Genomic DNA, 19,346 nt, shown 5'->3' with positions numbered 1-19,346 from the left:
AATGAATAGTGCCGCCCGCTCTGCTTTAGGCGCGGTAAAATGATAAGAATCATCCGATTTGGCCGTTATTTTGCGCAAAAACCGTTAATTTTGCGCTTTTAATTCGGATTTATCTCCTCTTCAGGTCCAGCAGATACTAAACAGATGCGACTTAAATTACTGATAAAAGTCAACTTCATTAGTACAATAAGATAACTCTTATTTGCCCGCCAAATCATTGCAGCCACACCCCCTTTCTTATAAATTTGACTCAATACCTCTACAAGGAATGGCTCTATGTCTATGTTAATTGTTGTCGCAGTCCTGATCGCACTGATGGGATTTGCAATTTCCCGCCACTGGAAGGTGCGAGAAGACAAAAGTGTCAAAAATCCTCGCCGCCATCTACGTCGTCGTTAATTTCTCTTCAGGGAAACCGGCCTGACGCCGTTTCCCCGCTCTCTACTGCGCGGTGACTGCTGACGCAACGAGACATTTCACGTATACTTCCCCTCTTCTTTTTTCCATTCTGCGCGACCTGCGGGCGCACTGGCAGAATGACGGCAATGGCTCGCTGTATGGCAGACGGGTCTTTTAGCACATGAAGGTAACGCGGTGAATATTCAGGCTCTTCTTTCCGAAAAAGTCAGTCAGGCGATGATTTTAGCTGGTGCGGCGGCAGACTGTGAACCCCAGGTTCGTCAGTCGGCTAAAGTTCAGTTTGGGGATTATCAGGCGAATGGCATCATGGCCGTCGCTAAAAAGCTGGGTCAGGCACCACGACAGCTGGCTGAAAGCGTGCTGACGCATCTTGATCTGCATGGCATCGCCAGCAAAGTTGAGATTGCCGGACCGGGCTTTATCAATATTTTCCTCGACCGCGACTGGCTGGCCGCCCAGGCGAAACAGGCGCTGTCGCAGCCGCGTCTGGGCGTGGCCGCCGTTGAGCCGCAGACCATCGTTGTTGACTACTCCGCGCCCAACGTGGCGAAAGAGATGCACGTAGGCCACGTTCGCTCCACCATTATCGGCGATGCCGCCGTGCGTACGCTGGAGTTTCTCGGCCACAAGGTGATCCGCGCCAACCACGTTGGCGACTGGGGCACGCAGTTTGGCATGCTGATCGCCTATCTGGAAAAGCAGCAGAACGAGCATCACGAAGCGATCGCGCTGGCCGACCTCGAAGCCTTTTATCGCGAAGCGAAACGCACCTACGACGAAGATGAAGCCTTCGCCGAACGCGCGCGCGCCTACGTCGTGAAGCTTCAGGGCGGCGACGAATATTGCCGCACGATGTGGAAGAAGCTGGTTGATATCACCATGAGCCAGAACCAGAAGGTTTATGACCGCCTGAACGTCACCCTGACGCGCAAAGACGTGATGGGGGAAAGCCTCTATAACGATATGCTGCCCGGCATCGTCGCCGATCTGCGTGAGAAAGGGCTGGCGGTGACCAGCGAAGGCGCGACCGTGGTCTTTCTGGATGAGTTCCAGAACAAAGAAGGCGAGCCGATGGGCGTCATCATTCAGAAGAAAGATGGCGGCTACCTCTACACCACCACCGACATCGCCTGCGCCAAATATCGCTACGAGACGCTGCACGCTGACCGCGTGCTCTACTACATCGATTCCCGTCAGCACCAGCATCTGCAACAGGCGTGGACCATCGTGCGCAAAGCGGGCTACGTACCTGAATCCGTGCCGCTGGAGCACCATGCGTTCGGCATGATGCTGGGCAAAGATGGCCGTCCCTTTAAAACCCGCAGCGGCGGCACCATCAAGCTGACCGATCTGCTGGAAGAGGCGCACGATCGCGCGCTGACGCTGGTGCGTGAAAAGAACCCGGAGATGAGCGAAGCCGAGCTACAGCAGCTGGCGGAAGTGGTCGGCATCGGCGCGGTGAAATATGCCGATCTGTCGAAAAGCCGCACCACTGATTATATTTTCGACTGGGATAATATGCTGGCGTTCGAGGGCAATACCGCGCCTTATATGCAGTATGCCTATACGCGCGTGCTCTCTGTATTCCGTAAGGCCGGTGTCGACGCTGACACTCTTGACGCGCCGCTGGTGATTACAGAAGATCGCGAAGCGCAGCTGGCCACGCGCCTGTTGCAGTTTGAAGAGACCATTACTCAGGTGGCGCGCGACGGCACGCCGCATGTAATGTGCGCCTATCTCTACGACCTGGCGGGGCTGTTCTCAGGCTTCTATGAGCACTGCCCGATCCTCAGCGCAGACGATGACGCCACGCGCCAGAGCCGCCTCCAGCTGGCCGCGCTGACCGCGAAAACGCTGAAGCAGGGTCTCGATACTCTGGGCATTAAAACGGTAGAGCGCATGTAACAAACGGCCGAAGGGCCTGATACGCCGCTGGCAGGGATCGGCCTGACACGGCGCGTCGGCCCGTTTAGCGACGCAACGAGACGGCGCGCGCAGAGAAGCTACAGGCGACGCTGCCCTCGCGCCAGGCTATCCGCTTCTGCCTCTTTTCTGCCAAAAAACCCCGCCGCAGCGGGGTTTTTTAATTCTGATAATTCACCATCACTTCGCTGCTCAGCACCCGCAAGCCCGGCGGCAGCGCGCCCTGACCTGCTACGCCAAAGACCATATGCAGCGTTTCGCCCGCATCAAGATGAGCCAGTTCGCGCGTTATGCCGCTGCCGCCTTCCAGCGTCGCACAGCGCTGCGTGCCGCACAGCTTCACCTGTAATCCTGCTGGCGCAGGCGCGGTCAGCTGATAGCGCCAGTTGATCGCCTGCACCGCGCCGGAAACGCCCGGCGGCGGCGCCAGCGGTTTTGATTTGACCCAGCTGCCGCGCTGGCTGAGCGCCGGACCGCTGACGCTGGCGTGCCACGCGCCCGACGCGGCCCAGAGCGGCAGCGACGCCAGCATCAGCAGCGCCACCAGCCCGCCGCGCACTATTTGCCTCCAATGGTGGCGGTCATACGGATCTGCCGGTTATCGGTCAGCTCCATATTAGAAAGCACCACCAGCTGCGGCAGGTTACGGCGCAGGAAGCGCGCCAGCAGCGCGCGCAGCGGATGATTAACCAGCAGCACCGGCGGCGCGCCCAGCATCTCCTGTCGCTGAAGCGCGGCCTGCGCCTGCTCCAGAAGCCGATCGGCCAGGCCAGGCTCCAGCCCGCCGCCGCCCTGCAACGCCTGCAACAGCAGACGCTCCAGCGTGGCATCGAGTCCAATCACCTGCACTTCGCTGTTGCCAGGGAACCACTGCTGCGTAATCGCGCGGCCTAACGCCACGCGCACCGCGCTGGTCAGCTCCTGAGGGTCGCTCTGCACTGGCGCGTGCTCCGCCAGGGTTTCAATAATCGTGCGCATATCGCGGATAGAGACGCGCTCGGTCAGCAGATTTTGCAGCACCTTGTGCAGCGTGGTCAGAGAGATTACCCCCGGCACCAGGTCTTCCGTAAGCTTCGGCATCTCCTGGCTGACGCGGTCGAGCAGCTGCTGCGCCTCCTGACGGCCAAACAGCTCGCTGGCGTACTGGCCGATTAGATGATTAAGGTGGGTAGCGACCACGGTGCTCGCTTCGACCACGGTAAAGCCCTGAATCTGCGCCTGCTCTTTCAGCGCGCTGTCGATCCAGATCGCCGCCAGCCCGAACGCCGGATCCACGGTCGCCTCGCCCGGCAGCGTGCCCGCCGCCGTTCCGGGGTTAATCGCCATCCAGCGCCCCGGATAGGCGTCGCCGCTGCCAATCTCTACGCCCTTCATCAGAATGCGGTAGCGCGCAGGCGGCAGCTCCATATTGTCGCGAATATGCACCACCGGCGGCAGAAAGCCGACATCCTGCGCCACCTTTTTACGGATGCTGCGGATACGCCCCAGCAGCTCGCCGTTTTGCGTATTATCGACCATCGGGATCAGGCGATAGCCCACTTCCATGCCCAGCGAGTCTTCAAGCTGTACATCAGTCCAGGAGGCTTCGGTGTTGGCCGGCGTCTCTGAAGGTTTCACCAGGCTACTGCTGGCGGTTTCCGGCTTTTTCTTCGCCTCCATTTCGCGACCGCGCATCCACCAGGCCAGGCCCAGCAGCGCGCCGGTAAACAGCAGGAACACAAAGTTCGGCATCCCTGGCACCAGCCCCAGCAGCCCCAGCACGCCGGCGCTGAGCAGCATGACGCGCGGGTTTTTGAACAGCTGCCCGACCATCTGCTCGCCGACATCCTGATCGGTGCCGACGCGCGTAACGATCACGCCCGCTGCGGTGGAGATCACCAGCGCCGGGATCTGCGCCACCAGGCCGTCACCGATGGTCAGCAGCGTATAGGTCTCGCCTGCGTGACCAATATCCATGCCGTGCTGCACCACGCCTACCAGCAGCCCGCCGATGATATTGATCACCATAATGATGATTCCGGCGATGGCGTCGCCGCGCACGAACTTACTGGCGCCGTCCATCGAGCCGTAAAAGTCAGCTTCCTGGGTGACTTCGGTACGCCGTTTTTTCGCCTCTTCTTCGCCGATCAAACCGGCGTTGAGATCGGCGTCGATCGCCATCTGCTTACCGGGCATCCCGTCCAGCACAAAGCGCGCGCCCACTTCCGCGATACGCCCGGCGCCTTTGGTAATCACCATAAAGTTGATCACCACCAGGATAACGAACACCACGATACCGATAGCGAAGTTGCCGCCTACCAGGAAGTGACCGAAGGCTTCGACGACGCGTCCGGCCGCGCCTGCGCCGGTGTGGCCTTCCATCAGGATAATACGCGTCGAGGCGACGTTTAGCGCCAGACGCAGCAGCGTAGAGAACAGCAGAATGGTGGGAAAGGCGGCGAACTCCAGCGTGCGCTGGGTGAACATCGCGACCAACAGCACCATAATGGAGAGCGCGATATTAAAGGTGAACAGCAGATCGAGAATGAAGGCGGGCAGCGGCAGCACCATCATCGACAGGATCATCATGATTAACACGGGACCGGCAAGCACCTGCCATTGCGTGTCTTTCAGGTTGTTCGGTAAACGCAGTTTTGCGGCCAGGTTAGCCATCGTTTTGCTTCTCTCCTGCAAAGTCCATCTCTGCCGGAACCGGCAGGTTTTTGGGTTTGTTGGGTATCAGGCCGCCTTCGCGCTTCCAGCGACGCAGCTGCCAGACCCAGGCCAGCACTTCCGCCACCGCCGCATAGAGCGCGCCGGGGATCTGCTGACCGATTTCAGTATGTCGATAGAGCGCGCGCGCCAGCGGCGGCGCCTCCAGCAGCGGAATACGATGTTCGGCGGCCACTTCACGGATTTTCAACGCCACCTCGCCCGCGCCCTTAGCGACCACCTTCGGCGCGCTCATCTTTTTCTCGTTGTACTGCAAGGCCACCGAGTAGTGCGTCGGGTTGGTCACAATCACGTCCGCCTTCGGCACATCGGCCATCATGCGGCGGCGCGCGGCGGCGCGCATCGCCTGACGAATACGCCCTTTGACGTGCGGGTCGCCTTCCTGCTGCTTAAATTCGTCGCGGATTTCCTGACGTGACATGCGCAGCTTTTTAAAGTGGCTGTAAAGCTGCCAGAAGACGTCGTACCCCACCATCGGGATCAGCCCCAGAATAACCAGCGCGCAGCAGGCGGCAATCATCTCCAGCCCGTGCATCAGCGCATTGCTGGGCGACTGGCTAATCAGGCGCAGCATCTCCGGCCAGTGCGACCAGATGTACCAGCCGCCTACGCAGCCCACCAGCACCGCTTTCAGCACCCCTTTGAACAGCTCGGTCCAGGCCTGCGCGGCGAACATGCGCGAAAACCCCGGCAGCGGGTTAAGCTTTTTAAAATCCATCTTGATGGATTTGCCGCTGATCACCAGGCCGCCCAGCAGCATCGGCGCGGCGATCGCCACCAGCACCAGGCCGCCCATGAGGGGCAGCAGCGCCATTACGGCCTGGCCGATCAGACTGCTGATATGACCGATAATCAGCTTGCTGTCGCTGACCATACTGTGGTCGAAGCGCAGCCCGGAGGCGACCATCGCCGCGAGCTGACGCGCCATCAGCGTGCCGCCCAGCCACAGGATCATCAGCCCCGCCAGCAGCATCAGCACCGATGTCAGCTCGCGCGATCGCGGAATCTGCCCCTCTTCCCGTGCTTTTTCCAGCCGGTGGGCGGTGGGCGATTCTGTTTTGTCCTCGTCGCTCTCTTCAGCCACGACAAACCTCAGTGGATGGGAATTCTGAGCACAGGATGCCAAAGTACGTCGCGGTTAAAGCGGCGATTAAGCGGAGAAAAAGCGGGGTAATTTCGCCATAAGGCAAACGAATAACGATCGGGCGGCGTAGCGCCGCCCGATCTGAGGCTAAAACCGATGTCAGAAACCCAGGCTATCCAGCAGGTCATCAACCTGATCCTGGTTCGCCACCACGCCTGGCGCATCGGCGTGGATTTGCGGACCATTCAGCAGGCTGGTGCCCTCCTGACGCTTCTCGGCGCTGACTTCCGGCATATTTTCCAGCAGTACCATCAGCAGCTGACGCTCAATCTCCTGAATCACATCCATCATGCGCTTGATAACCTGACCGGTGAGGTCCTGGAAATCCTGCGCCATCATGATTTCAAGCAGCTGTTTGTTGGTAAAGGACGTATGCTCTGGCACGGCGGTGAGGAATTCGCGCGTATCCGTCACCAACTCTCGCGCATCGGCCAGCTCAATCGGGTTTTCAAACCATTGGTCCCAACGTCCTTTCAGCTGGGTTGCCCCGGCTTCCATTTTATCCTGATGCGGCTGCGCCGCTTCGACGCAGTTCAGCGCACGGTCAGCAGCCTGCGCCGTCATCTGCACTACATAGTCCAGACGGTCGCGGGCATCGGGAATGGCTTCAGCCGCATCGGCAATGGCTTTGTCCAGCCCCAGCTCGCGCAGACTGTCGCGCAGCATGCGCGTCAGCGAGCCAATGCGAGCAATGATATCGTGTGCCGAGGCATCCTCAGTTGGTTTCGGAAGGTCGCTCATCACATCTCCTTACATGCCCAGTTTTTCGAAGATCTTGCCTAATTTTTCTTCCAGCGTCGCGGCGGTGAATGGCTTCACCACGTAACCGCTGGCGCCGGCCTGCGCGGCCGCGATAATGTTCTCTTTCTTCGCCTCTGCCGTGACCATCAGCACGGGCAGCTTGCCCAGCGCGGCGTCGGCGCGAATGGTTTGCAGCAGCTGCAACCCATCCATGTTCGGCATGTTCCAGTCAGAAATGACGAAGTCGAAACCGCCTGCCTTCAGCTTGCCGAGGGCATCCACGCCGTCTTCTGCTTCTTCGACGTTATTGAAGCCCAGCTCTTTCAGCAGGTTACGCACGATGCGGCGCATCGTGTTGAAGTCGTCCACCACCAAAAAGCGCATGTTTTTATCAACCATAATTACTCCTGTGTTATCTCGCCCGGCAGGACGGGCCTGTTAAATACGCAGTGCCTGTCCGGCGCTAATTTTTGCCAGCATGTGCTGGCTGATGTTGCCTAAATCCAGAATTTCGCTCACGCCGCCGCTGGCGATAGCTTCGCGGGGCATTCCAAAGACCACGCAGGACGCTTCGTTCTGCGCAATCGTCCAGGCGCCGGCGCGGTGCATTTCCAGCATGCCCGCCGCGCCGTCGTTGCCCATTCCGGTAAGGATGACGCCAACGGCGTTGCGTCCGGCATTGGTCGCCACCGATTTGAACAGCACATCCACCGACGGCTTATGTCGGTTCACCGGGGGGCCGTCATTCAGTTTCACCACATAGTTCGCGCCGCTACGCCCCAGCTCCATATGCATAGCGCCCGGCGCGATATAGGCGTGTCCAGGCAAAATGCGTTCGCCGTCTTCCGCCTCTTTCACCGTAATCTGGCAGAGCTTGTTGAGACGCTCGGCAAAGGATTTGGTAAAGCCCGGCGGCATATGCTGAGTAATCATCAGCGCCGGACTGGTCGGCGGCAGCGGCTGAAGCACATGGCGGATCGCTTCGGTTCCGCCCGTGGAGGAGCCAATCGCAATCAGTTTTTCACTACTGAGCAGCGGACCCGCTTTGAGCGTGACCGGCGCAGGCATTGACGGACGGGCATGCAGTCGTGCACGCGCCGCCGCGCGGATCTTGTCGGCGATCATCTGGCTATAGGCCAGCATCCCCTCGCGAATGCCGAGCTGCGGTTTGGTGACAAAATCCACCGCGCCCAGCTCCAGCGCGCGCAGGGTAATCTCTGAGCCTTTGCCGGTCAGCGACGAGACCATCACTACCGGCATCGGACGCAGACGCATCAGCTTCTCAAGGAAGTCGAGACCATCCATGCGCGGCATCTCAACGTCCAGCGTCAACACCTGCGGGTTGTACTGCTTAATCAAGTCGCGAGCGACCAGCGGATCGGGCGCGGTGGCCACCATCTCCATGTCGGGATGGCTGTTGATGATTTCGGTCATCAGCTGTCGCATCAGCGCGGAGTCATCCACGCACATCACGGTGATTTTGCTCATCGTCTTTCCTTCGTCAGTCCATAGACGGTTTGCCCGCGCAGCCAGAACTCTTTGCTGATCTGACTAAAGTTCTCTGAGTGACCGGCAAACAGCAGACCGCCCGGCTTCAGCAGGGGAACAAACCGACGCAGAATCTTCTCCTGCGTCTCTTTATCGAAATAGATCATCACGTTGCGACAAAAAATTGCATCGAACGGACCTGGCAGCGACCACTCGTTAGCCAGCAGGTTAAGCTGGGCGAAGCTGACGCTGTTCGCCAGTTCCGGCCGCACGCGCACCATGCCGGCATGCGGCCCCGTGCCGCGCAGGAAAAAGCGCTGAAGCTGCTGCTGTGACAGGGTGCGCAGCTCCTCCTGGCGATAGACGCCGGAGACCGCTTTTTCCAGCACCTGGGTATCGATGTCGCTGGCGTGCACCTGAAATTTTCCCGGTCCGCTACCCAGCGTTTCCGCCAGCGTCATGGCGATGGAGTAAGGCTCCTCGCCGGTCGAGGCCGCCGCGCACCAGACGTTAAAGCTGCCGTTGCGCTTGCGCGCATGGTCCGCCAGCACGGGAAAATGGTGCGCCTCGCGAAAAAAGGCCGTCAGGTTGGTGGTGAGCGCGTTAATAAAGGCCTGCCACTCTGCGCTGTTGGCGTCGTTCTCCAGCAGCGCCAGATAGCGGCCAAAATCATCAATATTCAGCGTGCGCAGGCGACGCACCAGGCGGTTGTAAACCATCTCACGTTTATGATCGGCCAGCACAATGCCTGCGCGCTGATAGATCAGCTGGCTGATACGACGAAAATGTGTATCCGAGAGCGGCAGACGCTGCACCATCTGGGAGAGCAGCGTTGTCGCTTCGTTTTGATCCAGTAACGTCGATTTCTTCATTTCAGGTCACCTGGCACCGTACTTCACTGATTAAATTTTGCTGCTATGCCGGTCGGCGCTGCCGCCGACCGGCCATCCAGGCGATTAAAAGGTTTCCCAGTTTTCGTCACTGCGGACGACCGGCGCGCGCGAAGCGGCTACCGGAGCATCCAGACGCGGATTTTTCGCTGCTGTAGTTCTGTTAACGGCCTGGGCGACAAATTCTTTACCGATATTGAACACAGAAACTGCCTGTTTCAGTCGGCTGGCCTGATCTTCCAGCGATGCGGCCGCTGAAGCGGACTCTTCCACCAGCGCGGCGTTCTGCTGCGTGACGCGATCCATCTCGGTAACGGCCAGACCTACCTGGTCGATGCCGCGGCTCTGCTCGTCGGACGCCGAAGCGATTTCACCCATGATGTCGGTGACGCGCGTGACCGCACTCACAATGTCATGCATGGTTTCACCGGCGCTCTCTACCAGTACGGAACCGGTATCGACGCGCGCTACGGAATCTTCAATCAGCGCCTTGATCTCTTTCGCCGCCTGAGCGCTGCGCTGCGCCAGACTGCGCACTTCGCCCGCGACCACGGCAAAGCCGCGACCCTGCTCGCCGGCGCGCGCCGCCTCCACCGCCGCGTTAAGCGCCAGGATATTGGTCTGGAAGGCGATGCCGTCAATCACGCTGGTGATGTCGGCGATTTTCTTCGAGCTGCCTGCAATCTCGCTCATGGTTTTCACCACGCCATCCACCACTTTGCCGCCCTGCTGCGCGGTTTCAGAGGCGTTCAGCGCCAGCTGCGACGCCTGACGGGCGTTTTCGGCGTTCTGCTTCACGGTAGCGGTAAGCTGCTCCATGCTGGCGGCGGTCTGCTCCAGCGAGGCGGCCTGCTCTTCGGTACGGGAGGAGAGATCGTTGTTGCCCACGGCGATTTCGCTGGCGCCGGTATAAATCGCGTCTGCGCCGTCACGCACGGTAGAGACGGTGCGCACCAGCTCCTGCTGCATGTGTTGCAGCGCTTCCAGCAGTTCGCCCAGCTCGTTGCGTACGGTAAAGGTCACTGGCTGAGTCAGATCGCCGCGCGCGATATGACGGATCTGCTCAATGCTCTGCTTCAACGGGCTAATCAGCGCGCGGCGCATCAGCGTCCACACCAGCAGGCTCAGCAGCAGCGTGATAATCACCAGGCCGAGCGCCATCATAATCGCGCGTTCATAGGCGTTGTTATTGGCGTCAATACCCTGCTTTGCCAGCACCAGGTTGTAGTTCAGCCACGCGGTGTAATCCTTTTCAAACTTGTCCTGAAAACCTTGCGTCGGCTGATCGACAAATCCTTTGAAATTGCCGGCGCCGAGAAAACCAATCAGCTCCGCCAGCGCGTCGCGGTAGGCTTTGTAGTTTGCCTGGAGGGTCAGCACGTTCTGGGCGGTTTTACCCTTCTCGGACAAATTGGCGTTGAAGTCAGCAAAGCCCTGGTCTGCGACCTTCAGCTCCTCGTTGGCCAGCGCCACCAGCTCTGACACGGTGGCGCCGGAACCAGCCTGCTGGCTATCCAGCAGATAGCGGACCCCGGCCCGGTTCAGCGTATTGCGCGCCTGAACCAGTGAAACCCATGAGGTGCCCATCGCCTGTTGCAGCGTCGCGAGACGCTGGTTATAAGCAAAATTCTCTTTATCGGCTTTCACCGTGGTAAAAAAAGCGCCTCCGGAAATCAGCTGTAGCAGGACAAACAGCACCAGCACACTTAACAGACCGGAGACAACGCGTACTCGATTAAACATAAACACCTCATTGGTTGGCGGATCGCACCAGTTATCGGCCTTTGTGGAGGGATCTTTATGTCGGCAGCAAGGGGTTGGACCAGCGGCGCATAAAAACAGGCAGGCGCGATCAGGATGCGTTGCCGCGGAGGATAAAAGTCTTAGCCGCCCGCTTCCCTGCGGGCGTATGGGTCAGGATCAGAAGGTTTCCCAGTTGGCGCCGTCGGCGGGGAGAGCCTGGGCTTTTTTAACCGCCGTGGCCGGTACGGCACGCACCGGCGATGGCAGCGCCTGCGCGCTGCGCGGGATGTTAAACACCGCCACCGACTGGCTCAGTCGGCTCGCCTGGCTCTCCAGCGACGCGGCCGCGGAAGCGGACTCCTCCACCAGCGCGGCATTCTGCTGCGTCACGCGATCCATCTCGGTAACGGCCAGACCTACCTGGTCGATGCCGCGGCTCTGCTCGTCGGACGCCGAGGCGATTTCACCCATGATGTCGGTGACGCGCGTGACCGCGCCGACGATGTCGCTCATGGTCTCACCCGCGCTGCCCACCAGCTGCGAACCGGCATCGACCCGATTCACTGAGTCTTCAATCAGCGCCTTGATCTCTTTCGCCGCCTGGGCGCTGCGCTGCGCCAGACTGCGCACTTCGCCCGCGACCACGGCAAAGCCGCGACCCTGCTCGCCGGCGCGCGCCGCCTCCACCGCCGCGTTGAGCGCCAGGATATTGGTCTGGAAGGCGATGCCGTCAATCACGCTGGTGATGTCGGCGATTTTCTTCGAACTGCCTGCGATGTCGCTCATGGTTTTCACCACGCCGTCAACGACGACGCCGCCTTTGCGCGCGGTTTCCGACGCGTTCAGCGCCAGCTGCGACGCCTGACGGGCGTTTTCCGCGTTCTGCTTCACGGTGGCGGTAAGCTGCTCCATGCTGGCGGCGGTCTGCTCCAGCGAGGCGGCCTGCTCTTCGGTGCGTGCGGAGAGATCGTTATTACCGGCCGCGATCTCGCCGGCGCCGCTCAGGATGGCGTCGGAACCGTCGCGCACGTCGCTGACGGTGCGCACCAGCGCCTGCTGCATCTCCTGAAGGCCGTTCGCCAGCTGGCTCATTTCATTGCGCCCTTCCGCGTTAATCGGCTGAGTCAGATCGCCGGCGGCAATGGCGCGAATATGCGCCAGCAGCTGATGCAGCGGCTGGATCAAAACCTGGCGCAGGCCATACCAGCAGGCCACCACCACCGCCGTAACCAGCAGCGCAATCGCCGCCAGCAGCCACATCATCTGCGTAAAGGCGCGCTGATTCTGCGCGACGCCCTGTTCAGCAAGCGCGGTCTGTTTTTCCCGCCATTCGCTATAGGCGGCCTGCATACTGTTTTGCGACTGTTCAATATTAAAGCGGAACATCCCCTCCAGATCGCGCGCCTTCAGGCGATCCAGCATGCCGACCAGACCTTCATGATAGCGGGTGTACTGCGCTTCCAGTCGGTCGCGCAGCGGGATCTCCAGCCCTGGCGTGCCAGGCAGATCGTAATAGATTTTGAACTGCCGCTCGGCCTGCGCCAGCTGCTTTTCAGTTTGTCTGACCAGCTCATCAAGCTGACCGCCGTTGATATCGGCCGCCGTGCTGCTTTGCAGGCGCAGCATGGCGCGATTGAGCGTAATACGCGTCTGGTTCAGGGCAATCCAGGCATCGGTCATTGCCGTGACGTTCCGGTTCGACGTCTGCGCCAGCGCAAAGGCGTCTTTGTCCTTGTGTAGCGCAGACCAGAACAGTCCGCCCGACATGAGCTGTAGCAGGCTAAAGATAGCCAGCACGGCGATCAGGCTGGTCACCACTTTGATGCGTTTCAATATATATTCTCCCCAAAAGTCATTTAAGAACGTGCAGCCTCTCTATCGGCGCGACCCTGGCGGAACTGAGCATATTTAACTGTTTTTACAGTTATGTAGGTATTGAAAGCAGGCGTTCAGGCTGAACGGCGTCAGCCAGGGAGGAAATGCCAGGCCTAACGCCTGGCATTAAACAACGACAAACAGGTTGAGTCAGCGGCTCAGCGCACGGCGCTGACGAAGTCGATTAAAAGGTTTCCCAGTTGGCGTCGCCGGCGGGCGCGGTCAGCGCCTTACGCGGAGCGGCAGCGGTCTGGCTTAAGGCCGGAGCGGCAATCTGAACGTGACGCGTGCCGACAGCGGCGGCGGCGCGCGGGACCCTGAACACGGCGACCGACTGGCTCAGGCGACTCGCCTGTGACTCCAGCGACGCCGCGGCGGCGGCGGACTCTTCCACCAGCGAGGCGTTCTGCTGCGTCACGCGATCCATTTCGGTCACAGCCTGACCGACCTGATCGATACCGCGGCTCTGCTCGTCGGACGCCGAGGCGATTTCACCCATGATGTCGGTGACGCGCGTGACCGCGTTAACGATGTCGCTCATGGTCTCTCCGGCGGTGCCAACCAGCTGCGAGCCGGTATTAACACGATTCACCGAGTCTTCTATAAGCGCCTTGATCTCTTTCGCCGCCTGAGCGCTGCGCTGCGCCAGACTGCGCACTTCGCCCGCGACCACGGCAAAACCGCGTCCCTGCTCGCCGGCGCGCGCCGCTTCCACCGCGGCGTTAAGCGCCAGGATATTGGTCTGGAAGGCGATACCGTCGATCACGCTGATGATGTCGGCGATCTTCTTCGAGCTGCCTGCGATGTCGCTCATGGTTTTCACCACGCCATCCACCACATTGCCGCCCTTCTGCGCGGTTTCCGACGCGCTCAGCGCCAGCTGCGACGCCTGACGGGCGTTTTCGGCGTTCTGCTTCACGGTAGCGGTAAGCTGCTCCATGCTGGCGGCGGTCTGCTCCAGCGAGGCGGCCTGCTCTTCGGTGCGTGCGGAGAGATCGTTGTTGCCCGCCGAAATCTCGCTGGCGCCGGTAAAGATGGCGTCGGAGCCGTCGCGCACGTCGCTGACGGTGCGCACCAGCGCCTGTTGCATATTATGCAGACTGGCTGCCAGCTGGCTCATTTCGTTGCGGCCCTGCACCTGAATCGTCTGGGTCAGATCCCCCTGCGCAATCTGCTGAATGTGCGCAATATTCGTGTTCAGCGGATTGATCAGAATGCGACGCAGTCCGACCCAGCACAGCGCGATCGTCACCACCACCAGCGCCATGATGGCGCCCAGAATCCACAGCATACGCGTGTAGGCGCTGGCATTTTTCTCTACGCCCTTTTCAGTGAGTTGCGCCTGATTAATGCGCCAGTCGGTATAGATCTTCAGGAAGGCGCTCTGATTCGGCGCCACCGGCACCTTGCCGGCTTCAGAGAGATTGTTGGTCTCCAGCGCCGTCTGCATTTGCACCAGCGCGGTAGCATAGGCGCCATAGGCGTCCATCAGCTGATTGTTCAGCGCCGCGTTTTGTCCAGGCGTATCCGGTATTTTTTTAAACAGCTCAAAGTTGGCCGCCGCCGTTTGCTGGAACTTTTGACTGTCGGTAAACAGCGAGGCAATATCCGGCGCTTTGCCATCCACCTTGCTGTTGGCGATGCGCAGCTGAATACGCGTCAGCACCACGCGACTCTGGTTAAGACTCATATAGGCGTCGTTCAGCGCCTGAAGATTCTTACCGGCGAGCTGAGAGACGTTGAAGCTGGTTTTATCATCGCTTAATGCCGAGAAAAACACCGCTCCTGAGAAAGCCTGGAACAGGCCAAACAACAGTAAAACCAGCAGTAAACTGGTGACTACGCGAATTTTAGTTAACATAGAAAGCCCTGGGAAAGTAGGAGATAAAGCAGGGTTATTATCGGCGCGAAGCGGGATTAATTTAGCGCGCGGCAGAGGAAAAAGTTGATCTTTCTTTTTGATTTTAAAAGGAAATAATAACGGGCCGGTGCCATACCGGCCCGTTAACAACGCTCAGGCGCTTTGCAGCGATTCCATCAGCGCCGTCTTTGCTTACGCGCTGCGCAGCGAGTCCATCAGCGCCATCTCTTCGCTGCTCAGCAGCTTTTCAATGTCGACCAGAATCAGCATACGGTCGCCGAGCGCGCCAAGACCGGTGAGGTATTCGGTGGACATAGTGACAGCGAACTCCGGCGCCGGGCGGATCTGGTCCTGCGTCAGCGACAGCACGTCAGAAACGCCGTCTACCACGATGCCCACCACGCGGTGTTCCAGATTCAGCACGATCACCACGGTATTGTCGTTGTATTCAACGTCCGGCTGGGAAAATTTCACGCGCAGATCGATAATCGGCACGATCACGCCGCGCAGGTTGGTGACGCCCTTGATAAAATCCGGCGTGTTGGCGATGCGCGTGACCTGATCGTAGCCGCGAATCTCCTGCACTTTCAGAATATCGATACCGTACTCTTCGTCACCCAGCGTAAATACCAGGAACTCCTGGCCGACGGTTTCGCCGGCGATTTTGGTCACGGTTGCCATTCCAGTCATGTTTCTACCCTTTTGTTGTCAGTCAGGCGGCCGCGCCGGCCACACGTTTTTCACGGTTGAGCGATTGCAGCGCCGATACGTCCACGATTAGCGCAACGCTGCCGTCGCCGAGAATGGTGGCGGCGGAGATGCCAGGCACTTTGCGATAGTTGCTCTCCAGGTTCTTCACCACGACCTGATGCTGTCCAATCAGCTGATCGACCAGCAGAGCGTATCGCTTGCCCGCGCTTTGCAGGATCACCACGATGCCCTGAGTCGCCTCGGTTTTCGCGCCCTGCACGTCGAACACATTCCACAGCTCAACCAGCGGCAGATACTCGCCACGAACTTCCAGTACGCACTCCCCGCCCGCCAGCGGCTTCAGCTCTTCGCTGCGCGGTTGCAGAGATTCCATCACGGCGTTGAGCGGCAGGATAAAGACCTCATCCGCCACGCGCACCGACATGCCGTCGAGGATCGCCAGCGTCAGCGGCAGCAGGATACGGATAGTGGTGCCTTTGCCTTGCTTCGAGGCAATCTCCACATGACCGCCCATTTCCTGAATGTTCCGTTTCACCACGTCCATGCCCACGCCGCGGCCCGACACGTCGGTGACCTGCTCAGCGGTAGAGAAGCCCGGCGCGAAGATCAGCATCCCGACCTCTTCGTCGCTCATGTTTTCGCTGACCGGCAGACCTGAGGACAGCGCTTTGGCCAGAATACGCTCGCGGTTCAGGCCCGCGCCGTCGTCAGACACCTCGATGCAGATATTGCCGCCCTGATGTTCCGCCGACAGCGTCAGGTTGCCGGTCGCCACTTTGCCCGCGGCCAGGCGTTTCTCCGGCGACTCAATGCCGTGGTCAAGGCTGTTGCGCACCAGGTGCGTTAACGGATCGATAATGCGTTCGATCAGGCTCTTGTCGAGTTCCGTCGAACTGCCGAGCAGCGTCAGCTCCACCTCTTTACCCAGCTTGCTCGCCAGATCGCGAACCAGACGCGGGAAGCGGCTGAACACGTACTCCATCGGCATCATACGAATCGACATCACAGACTCTTGCAGATCGCGCGCGTTGCGCTCCAGCTGCCCCATGCTGTTCAGCAGGTCGCCGTGCGCGACCGGGTCCAGTTCGCCTGAGCGCTGCGCCAGCATAGACTGCGTGATCACCAGCTCGCCCACCAGGTTGATCAGCTGATCGACTTTCTCTACCGCCACGCGGATGCTGCTGGATTCGCTGCTTTTCGACGGCGCGGCGGCGCGTTTGGCTTCGCGCTTCGCCACCGGCAGCTCGCTGACGCTGGCGCTCTGCGCTGGCGCGGCCTCCACCACCACGGGCGCGGTTGCCGCCGCCGGCTCGGCGACGGTCGTCTCCGCGCCAGGGAAGCGAATCTGCGACTCTTCAATCACAAAGCAGAGCACCGCCACGATGTCATCTTTGCTGACGCCCTCAATACTCGCTTCAAGGGAGTCGCTGCCCTTCACGACATTGCTCAGGCTGCCAAGATTGCCCAGCTCTTCCTGGAGCAGATCGACCTCTTTTTCTTTCAGGCCGACCAGCTGAACGCGCAGACCGCTGCTCACCGGCGCGGTCTCAGCCACAGGCGCAGCCGCCGGCGCGGCGACCGGCAGGCCTTTGGCCTCTAGCGCCAGCTGACGCAGGGCTTCGCAGATATAGTTAAAGCTTTCCGCGTTAGGCTCTTGCGCGGTTTTATAGGCATCGAGCTGTTCCTGCATAATATCTTTGGTTTCCAAAAACAGGTTGATGATGTCGGTGCTGAGCTGCATCTCGCCGCGACGAGCACCATCCAGAATGTTTTCCAGAATGTGGGTAGTTTCCTGCAACACCGTAAAGCCAAAGGTTCCGGCTCCGCCTTTTATTGAGTGGGCGGCGCGGAAGATGGCGTTTAGCTGCTCAGGGTCAGGCTCCAGGGGATCGAGTCCCAGCAGATGCTGCTCCATATCGGCTAACAGCTCATCGGCCTCATCGAAAAACGTCTGGTAAAAATCGCTGATGTCCATGCTCACGGGATCACCTCGGCTGTGAGGGGGCTGCTGTGTTTACCGGGCTGCTGCTTTGAGGCACAGGCGGCGCGGTAATCTTTTCAATGGCCGCCGGATCGCTCACCTGGACGGCGTCGCTCTCGGCGTTCTCTTTTTCAATTGCTGCTTCGGTATCGTGGTTCAATACCAGCAGACTGATGCGGCGGTTAACGGCATCGTTGCCGCCGCGGTTTTTCAGCTTCATGGTGTCGGCCATGCCCACCACGCGCAGTACTTTGCCGCCGTCGAGTCCGCCCATTACCAGCTCGCGACGCGAGGCGTTGGCGCGATCGGCGGACAACTCCCAGTTGCTGTAGCCGCGATCGCCGCTGGCGTACTGAAAGTCATCCGTATGGCCCGCCAGGCTAATGCGGTTGGGAAGATCGTTTAACACCGGCGCGATAGCGCGCAGAATATCCCGCATATACGGCTCGACGTCGGCGCTACCGGTTTTAAACATGGGTCGGTTCTGGCTGTCGATAATCTGAATACGCAGCCCCTCTTCCACCATGTTGATAATCAGATGCGGACGCAGCGCCTTAAGACGCGGGTCGGCCTCAATCAGTTGATCCAGCTTTTCGCGCAGGCGATTCAGGCGAATGTCATCCAGCTTGCGCTTCTGTTCGTCCATATTGACGACTTTTTTCACTTCGCCCTGAATACGCGTCGCGTCGTCCCCGCCGCCGGGGATAGGGCTGTCGCTGTCGCTGCTGCGCTTGCCGCCGGTCAGCGCCACTTTTAGCGGCGTTTTAAAATATTCGGCGATCTGCACCAGCTCCTGCGGACTGGAGATAGAGATCAGCCACATCACCATAAAGAAGGCCATCATCGCCGTCATAAAGTCGGCATAGGCGATTTTCCAGGAGCCGTGGCTGCCTTCGTGGCCTTTATGCTTGCGCTTTTTGACCACGACTATGGGGCGGTTGCCGTTCTTCATGCATTTTCGTCCGAAGTCTGTTTAGCCGGATTCTTCGCGTTACGTACGTGCTCTTCCAGTTCGCTGAACGAGGGGCGCTCGGTTGAGTAGAGTGTCTTACGTCCAAACTCCACCGCAATCTGCGGCGCATAGCCGTTCAGGCTTGAGAGCAGCGTGACCTTGATGCACTGCATCATCTTGGTGGTTTCAGAGCACTTCTGACGCAGCACCGATGCCAGCGGCGAGATAAAGCCGTACGCCAGCAAAATGCCGAGAAAGGTTCCCACCATGGCGTGCGCCACCAGCGCGCCCAGTTCCGCCGCAGGTCGGTCGGCGGACGCCAGGGCATGCACGACGCCCATAACCGCCGCCACGATGCCGAAAGCCGGCAGGCCATCGCCGATAGCAGATAAACTTTGCGCTGGCACTTCACACTCGTGTTCGTAGGTCTCGATCTCTTCGTCCATCAGCGCCTCAATCTCAAAGGCGTTCATGTTGCCGCTGACCATCAGGCGCAGATAATCGGTAATAAAATCCACCAGCTGTTTATCGGCGAGAATACGCGGATAATTAGCGAAGATTTCACTCTGTGTCGGATCTTCGATGTCGCGCTCCAGCGATAACATGCCCTGCTGGCGTGACTTGGCCATCAGGCGATAAAGCAGCGCCATCAAATCCATATAGAGGGCTTTGTTATATTTTGAGCCGCGCATCAGTTTCGGCAGCGCCTTCAGGGTCTTTTTAATCGACTTACCGTTGTTGCCGACCAAAAAAGCGCCAACAGCGGCGCCGCCGATAATTAACAGCTCAGAAGGTTGATAAAGCGCGCCAAGATGACCGCCCACCATCATATATCCGCCCAACACGGATGCGACAACGACGATATAACCCAATATGATCAGCACAAAAACATCCTTACGTCCGTA

General features: G+C 59.5%; 16 protein-coding genes. 2 read left to right on the top strand and 14 right to left on the bottom strand.

Translation table 11 applies throughout. The features are described from left to right. Nucleotides 1-276 precede the first annotated feature (276 nt). Complete coding sequence (locus tag BBB56_RS23915; RefSeq protein WP_009089698.1) at nucleotides 277-399, top strand: hypothetical protein; 123 nt, start codon at nucleotides 277-279, stop codon at nucleotides 397-399. A 195-nt stretch (nucleotides 400-594) separates the two neighbouring features. Then, nucleotides 595-2,325: an arginine--tRNA ligase gene (gene argS / locus BBB56_RS06595; RefSeq protein WP_123799990.1), complete on the top strand. Its 1,731-nt coding sequence runs from the start codon at nucleotides 595-597 to the stop codon at nucleotides 2,323-2,325. Nucleotides 2,326-2,503: 178 nt separating this feature from the next. Here argS and flhE read toward each other — a convergent pair whose 3' ends face one another. The 14 genes from flhE to motA all read right to left on the bottom strand — a co-directional run bounded on the left by flhE (nucleotide 2,504) and on the right by motA (nucleotide 19,325). Then, a complete protein-coding gene (gene flhE / locus BBB56_RS06590) occupies nucleotides 2,504-2,875 on the bottom strand; it encodes a flagellar protein FlhE (protein ID WP_123800355.1) in 372 nt (123 codons plus the stop codon). A gap of 26 nt (nucleotides 2,876-2,901) precedes the next feature. Further along, nucleotides 2,902-4,995, bottom strand: a complete 2,094-nt coding sequence (flhA, locus tag BBB56_RS06585; protein ID WP_123799988.1) for a flagellar biosynthesis protein FlhA — start codon at nucleotides 4,993-4,995, stop codon at nucleotides 2,902-2,904. Continuing rightward, a complete protein-coding gene (gene flhB / locus BBB56_RS06580; RefSeq protein WP_123799986.1) occupies nucleotides 4,988-6,139 on the bottom strand; it encodes a flagellar biosynthesis protein FlhB in 1,152 nt (383 codons plus the stop codon). The genes flhA and flhB overlap by 8 nt, the downstream gene beginning before the upstream one ends. Before the next feature lie 159 nt (nucleotides 6,140-6,298). Next, nucleotides 6,299-6,940 (bottom strand): protein phosphatase CheZ, encoded by a 642-nt coding sequence (cheZ, locus tag BBB56_RS06575; RefSeq protein ID WP_123799984.1) that lies wholly within the window; start codon nucleotides 6,938-6,940, stop codon nucleotides 6,299-6,301. 9 nt (nucleotides 6,941-6,949) lie between these two features. Beyond that, nucleotides 6,950-7,339 (bottom strand): chemotaxis response regulator CheY, encoded by a 390-nt coding sequence (gene cheY, locus BBB56_RS06570; RefSeq protein WP_123799982.1) that lies wholly within the window; start codon nucleotides 7,337-7,339, stop codon nucleotides 6,950-6,952. A 39-nt stretch (nucleotides 7,340-7,378) separates the two neighbouring features. After that, nucleotides 7,379-8,428, bottom strand: a complete 1,050-nt coding sequence (locus tag BBB56_RS06565) for a protein-glutamate methylesterase/protein-glutamine glutaminase (protein WP_123799980.1) — start codon at nucleotides 8,426-8,428, stop codon at nucleotides 7,379-7,381. Continuing rightward, entirely contained in the window at nucleotides 8,425-9,300 is an 876-nt protein-coding gene (gene cheR / locus BBB56_RS06560) for a protein-glutamate O-methyltransferase CheR (RefSeq protein ID WP_123799978.1), read from the bottom strand. The genes BBB56_RS06565 and cheR overlap by 4 nt, the downstream gene beginning before the upstream one ends. Nucleotides 9,301-9,384: 84 nt before the next feature. Then, nucleotides 9,385-11,061 (bottom strand): methyl-accepting chemotaxis protein, encoded by a 1,677-nt coding sequence (locus BBB56_RS06555; protein WP_123799976.1) that lies wholly within the window; start codon nucleotides 11,059-11,061, stop codon nucleotides 9,385-9,387. A gap of 177 nt (nucleotides 11,062-11,238) precedes the next feature. Continuing rightward, a complete protein-coding gene (locus tag BBB56_RS06550; RefSeq protein ID WP_123799974.1) occupies nucleotides 11,239-12,897 on the bottom strand; it encodes a methyl-accepting chemotaxis protein in 1,659 nt (552 codons plus the stop codon). 223 nt (nucleotides 12,898-13,120) lie between these two features. Further along, nucleotides 13,121-14,797 (bottom strand): methyl-accepting chemotaxis protein, encoded by a 1,677-nt coding sequence (locus BBB56_RS06545; RefSeq protein ID WP_123799972.1) that lies wholly within the window; start codon nucleotides 14,795-14,797, stop codon nucleotides 13,121-13,123. A gap of 192 nt (nucleotides 14,798-14,989) precedes the next feature. After that, nucleotides 14,990-15,487 (bottom strand): chemotaxis protein CheW, encoded by a 498-nt coding sequence (gene cheW / locus BBB56_RS06540; RefSeq protein ID WP_123799970.1) that lies wholly within the window; start codon nucleotides 15,485-15,487, stop codon nucleotides 14,990-14,992. A 22-nt stretch (nucleotides 15,488-15,509) separates the two neighbouring features. Continuing rightward, nucleotides 15,510-17,483, bottom strand: coding sequence for a chemotaxis protein CheA (cheA, locus tag BBB56_RS06535; protein ID WP_199756217.1), 1,974 nt, complete (start codon nucleotides 17,481-17,483; stop codon nucleotides 15,510-15,512). Between the two features lie 10 nt (nucleotides 17,484-17,493). Next, entirely contained in the window at nucleotides 17,494-18,441 is a 948-nt protein-coding gene (gene motB / locus BBB56_RS06530) for a flagellar motor protein MotB (RefSeq protein WP_123799966.1), read from the bottom strand. Then, nucleotides 18,438-19,325, bottom strand: a complete 888-nt coding sequence (gene motA / locus BBB56_RS06525; RefSeq protein WP_123799964.1) for a flagellar motor stator protein MotA — start codon at nucleotides 19,323-19,325, stop codon at nucleotides 18,438-18,440. The genes motB and motA overlap by 4 nt, the downstream gene beginning before the upstream one ends. Nucleotides 19,326-19,346 lie beyond the last annotated feature (21 nt).

Source organism: Candidatus Pantoea deserta (assembly GCF_003813865.1).
GTDB classification, from domain to species: Bacteria; Pseudomonadota; Gammaproteobacteria; order Enterobacterales; family Enterobacteriaceae; genus Pantoea; species Pantoea deserta.
Note: the sequence above shows the minus strand (reverse complement) of the source record. Positions and strands in the feature narration are given on the sequence as shown.

Excerpts from the sequence above, each read along its gene's own strand:
- BBB56_RS23915 (WP_009089698.1), top strand. The coding sequence starts at position 277 with ATGTCTATGTTAATTGTTGTCGCAGTCCTGATCGCACTGATGGGATTT.
- flhE (WP_123800355.1), bottom strand. The coding sequence starts at position 2,875 with ATGCTGGCGTCGCTGCCGCTCTGGGCCGCGTCGGGCGCGTGGCACGCC.
- flhA (WP_123799988.1), bottom strand. The coding sequence starts at position 4,995 with ATGGCTAACCTGGCCGCAAAACTGCGTTTACCGAACAACCTGAAAGAC.
- cheZ (WP_123799984.1), bottom strand. The coding sequence starts at position 6,940 with ATGAGCGACCTTCCGAAACCAACTGAGGATGCCTCGGCACACGATATC.
- cheY (WP_123799982.1), bottom strand. The coding sequence starts at position 7,339 with ATGGTTGATAAAAACATGCGCTTTTTGGTGGTGGACGACTTCAACACG.
- BBB56_RS06565 (WP_123799980.1), bottom strand. The coding sequence starts at position 8,428 with ATGAGCAAAATCACCGTGATGTGCGTGGATGACTCCGCGCTGATGCGA.
- cheR (WP_123799978.1), bottom strand. The coding sequence starts at position 9,300 with ATGAAGAAATCGACGTTACTGGATCAAAACGAAGCGACAACGCTGCTC.
- BBB56_RS06555 (WP_123799976.1), bottom strand. The coding sequence starts at position 11,061 with ATGTTTAATCGAGTACGCGTTGTCTCCGGTCTGTTAAGTGTGCTGGTG.
- BBB56_RS06545 (WP_123799972.1), bottom strand. The coding sequence starts at position 14,797 with ATGTTAACTAAAATTCGCGTAGTCACCAGTTTACTGCTGGTTTTACTG.
- cheW (WP_123799970.1), bottom strand. The coding sequence starts at position 15,487 with ATGACTGGAATGGCAACCGTGACCAAAATCGCCGGCGAAACCGTCGGC.
- cheA (WP_199756217.1), bottom strand. The coding sequence starts at position 17,483 with ATGGACATCAGCGATTTTTACCAGACGTTTTTCGATGAGGCCGATGAG.
- motB (WP_123799966.1), bottom strand. The coding sequence starts at position 18,441 with ATGAAGAACGGCAACCGCCCCATAGTCGTGGTCAAAAAGCGCAAGCAT.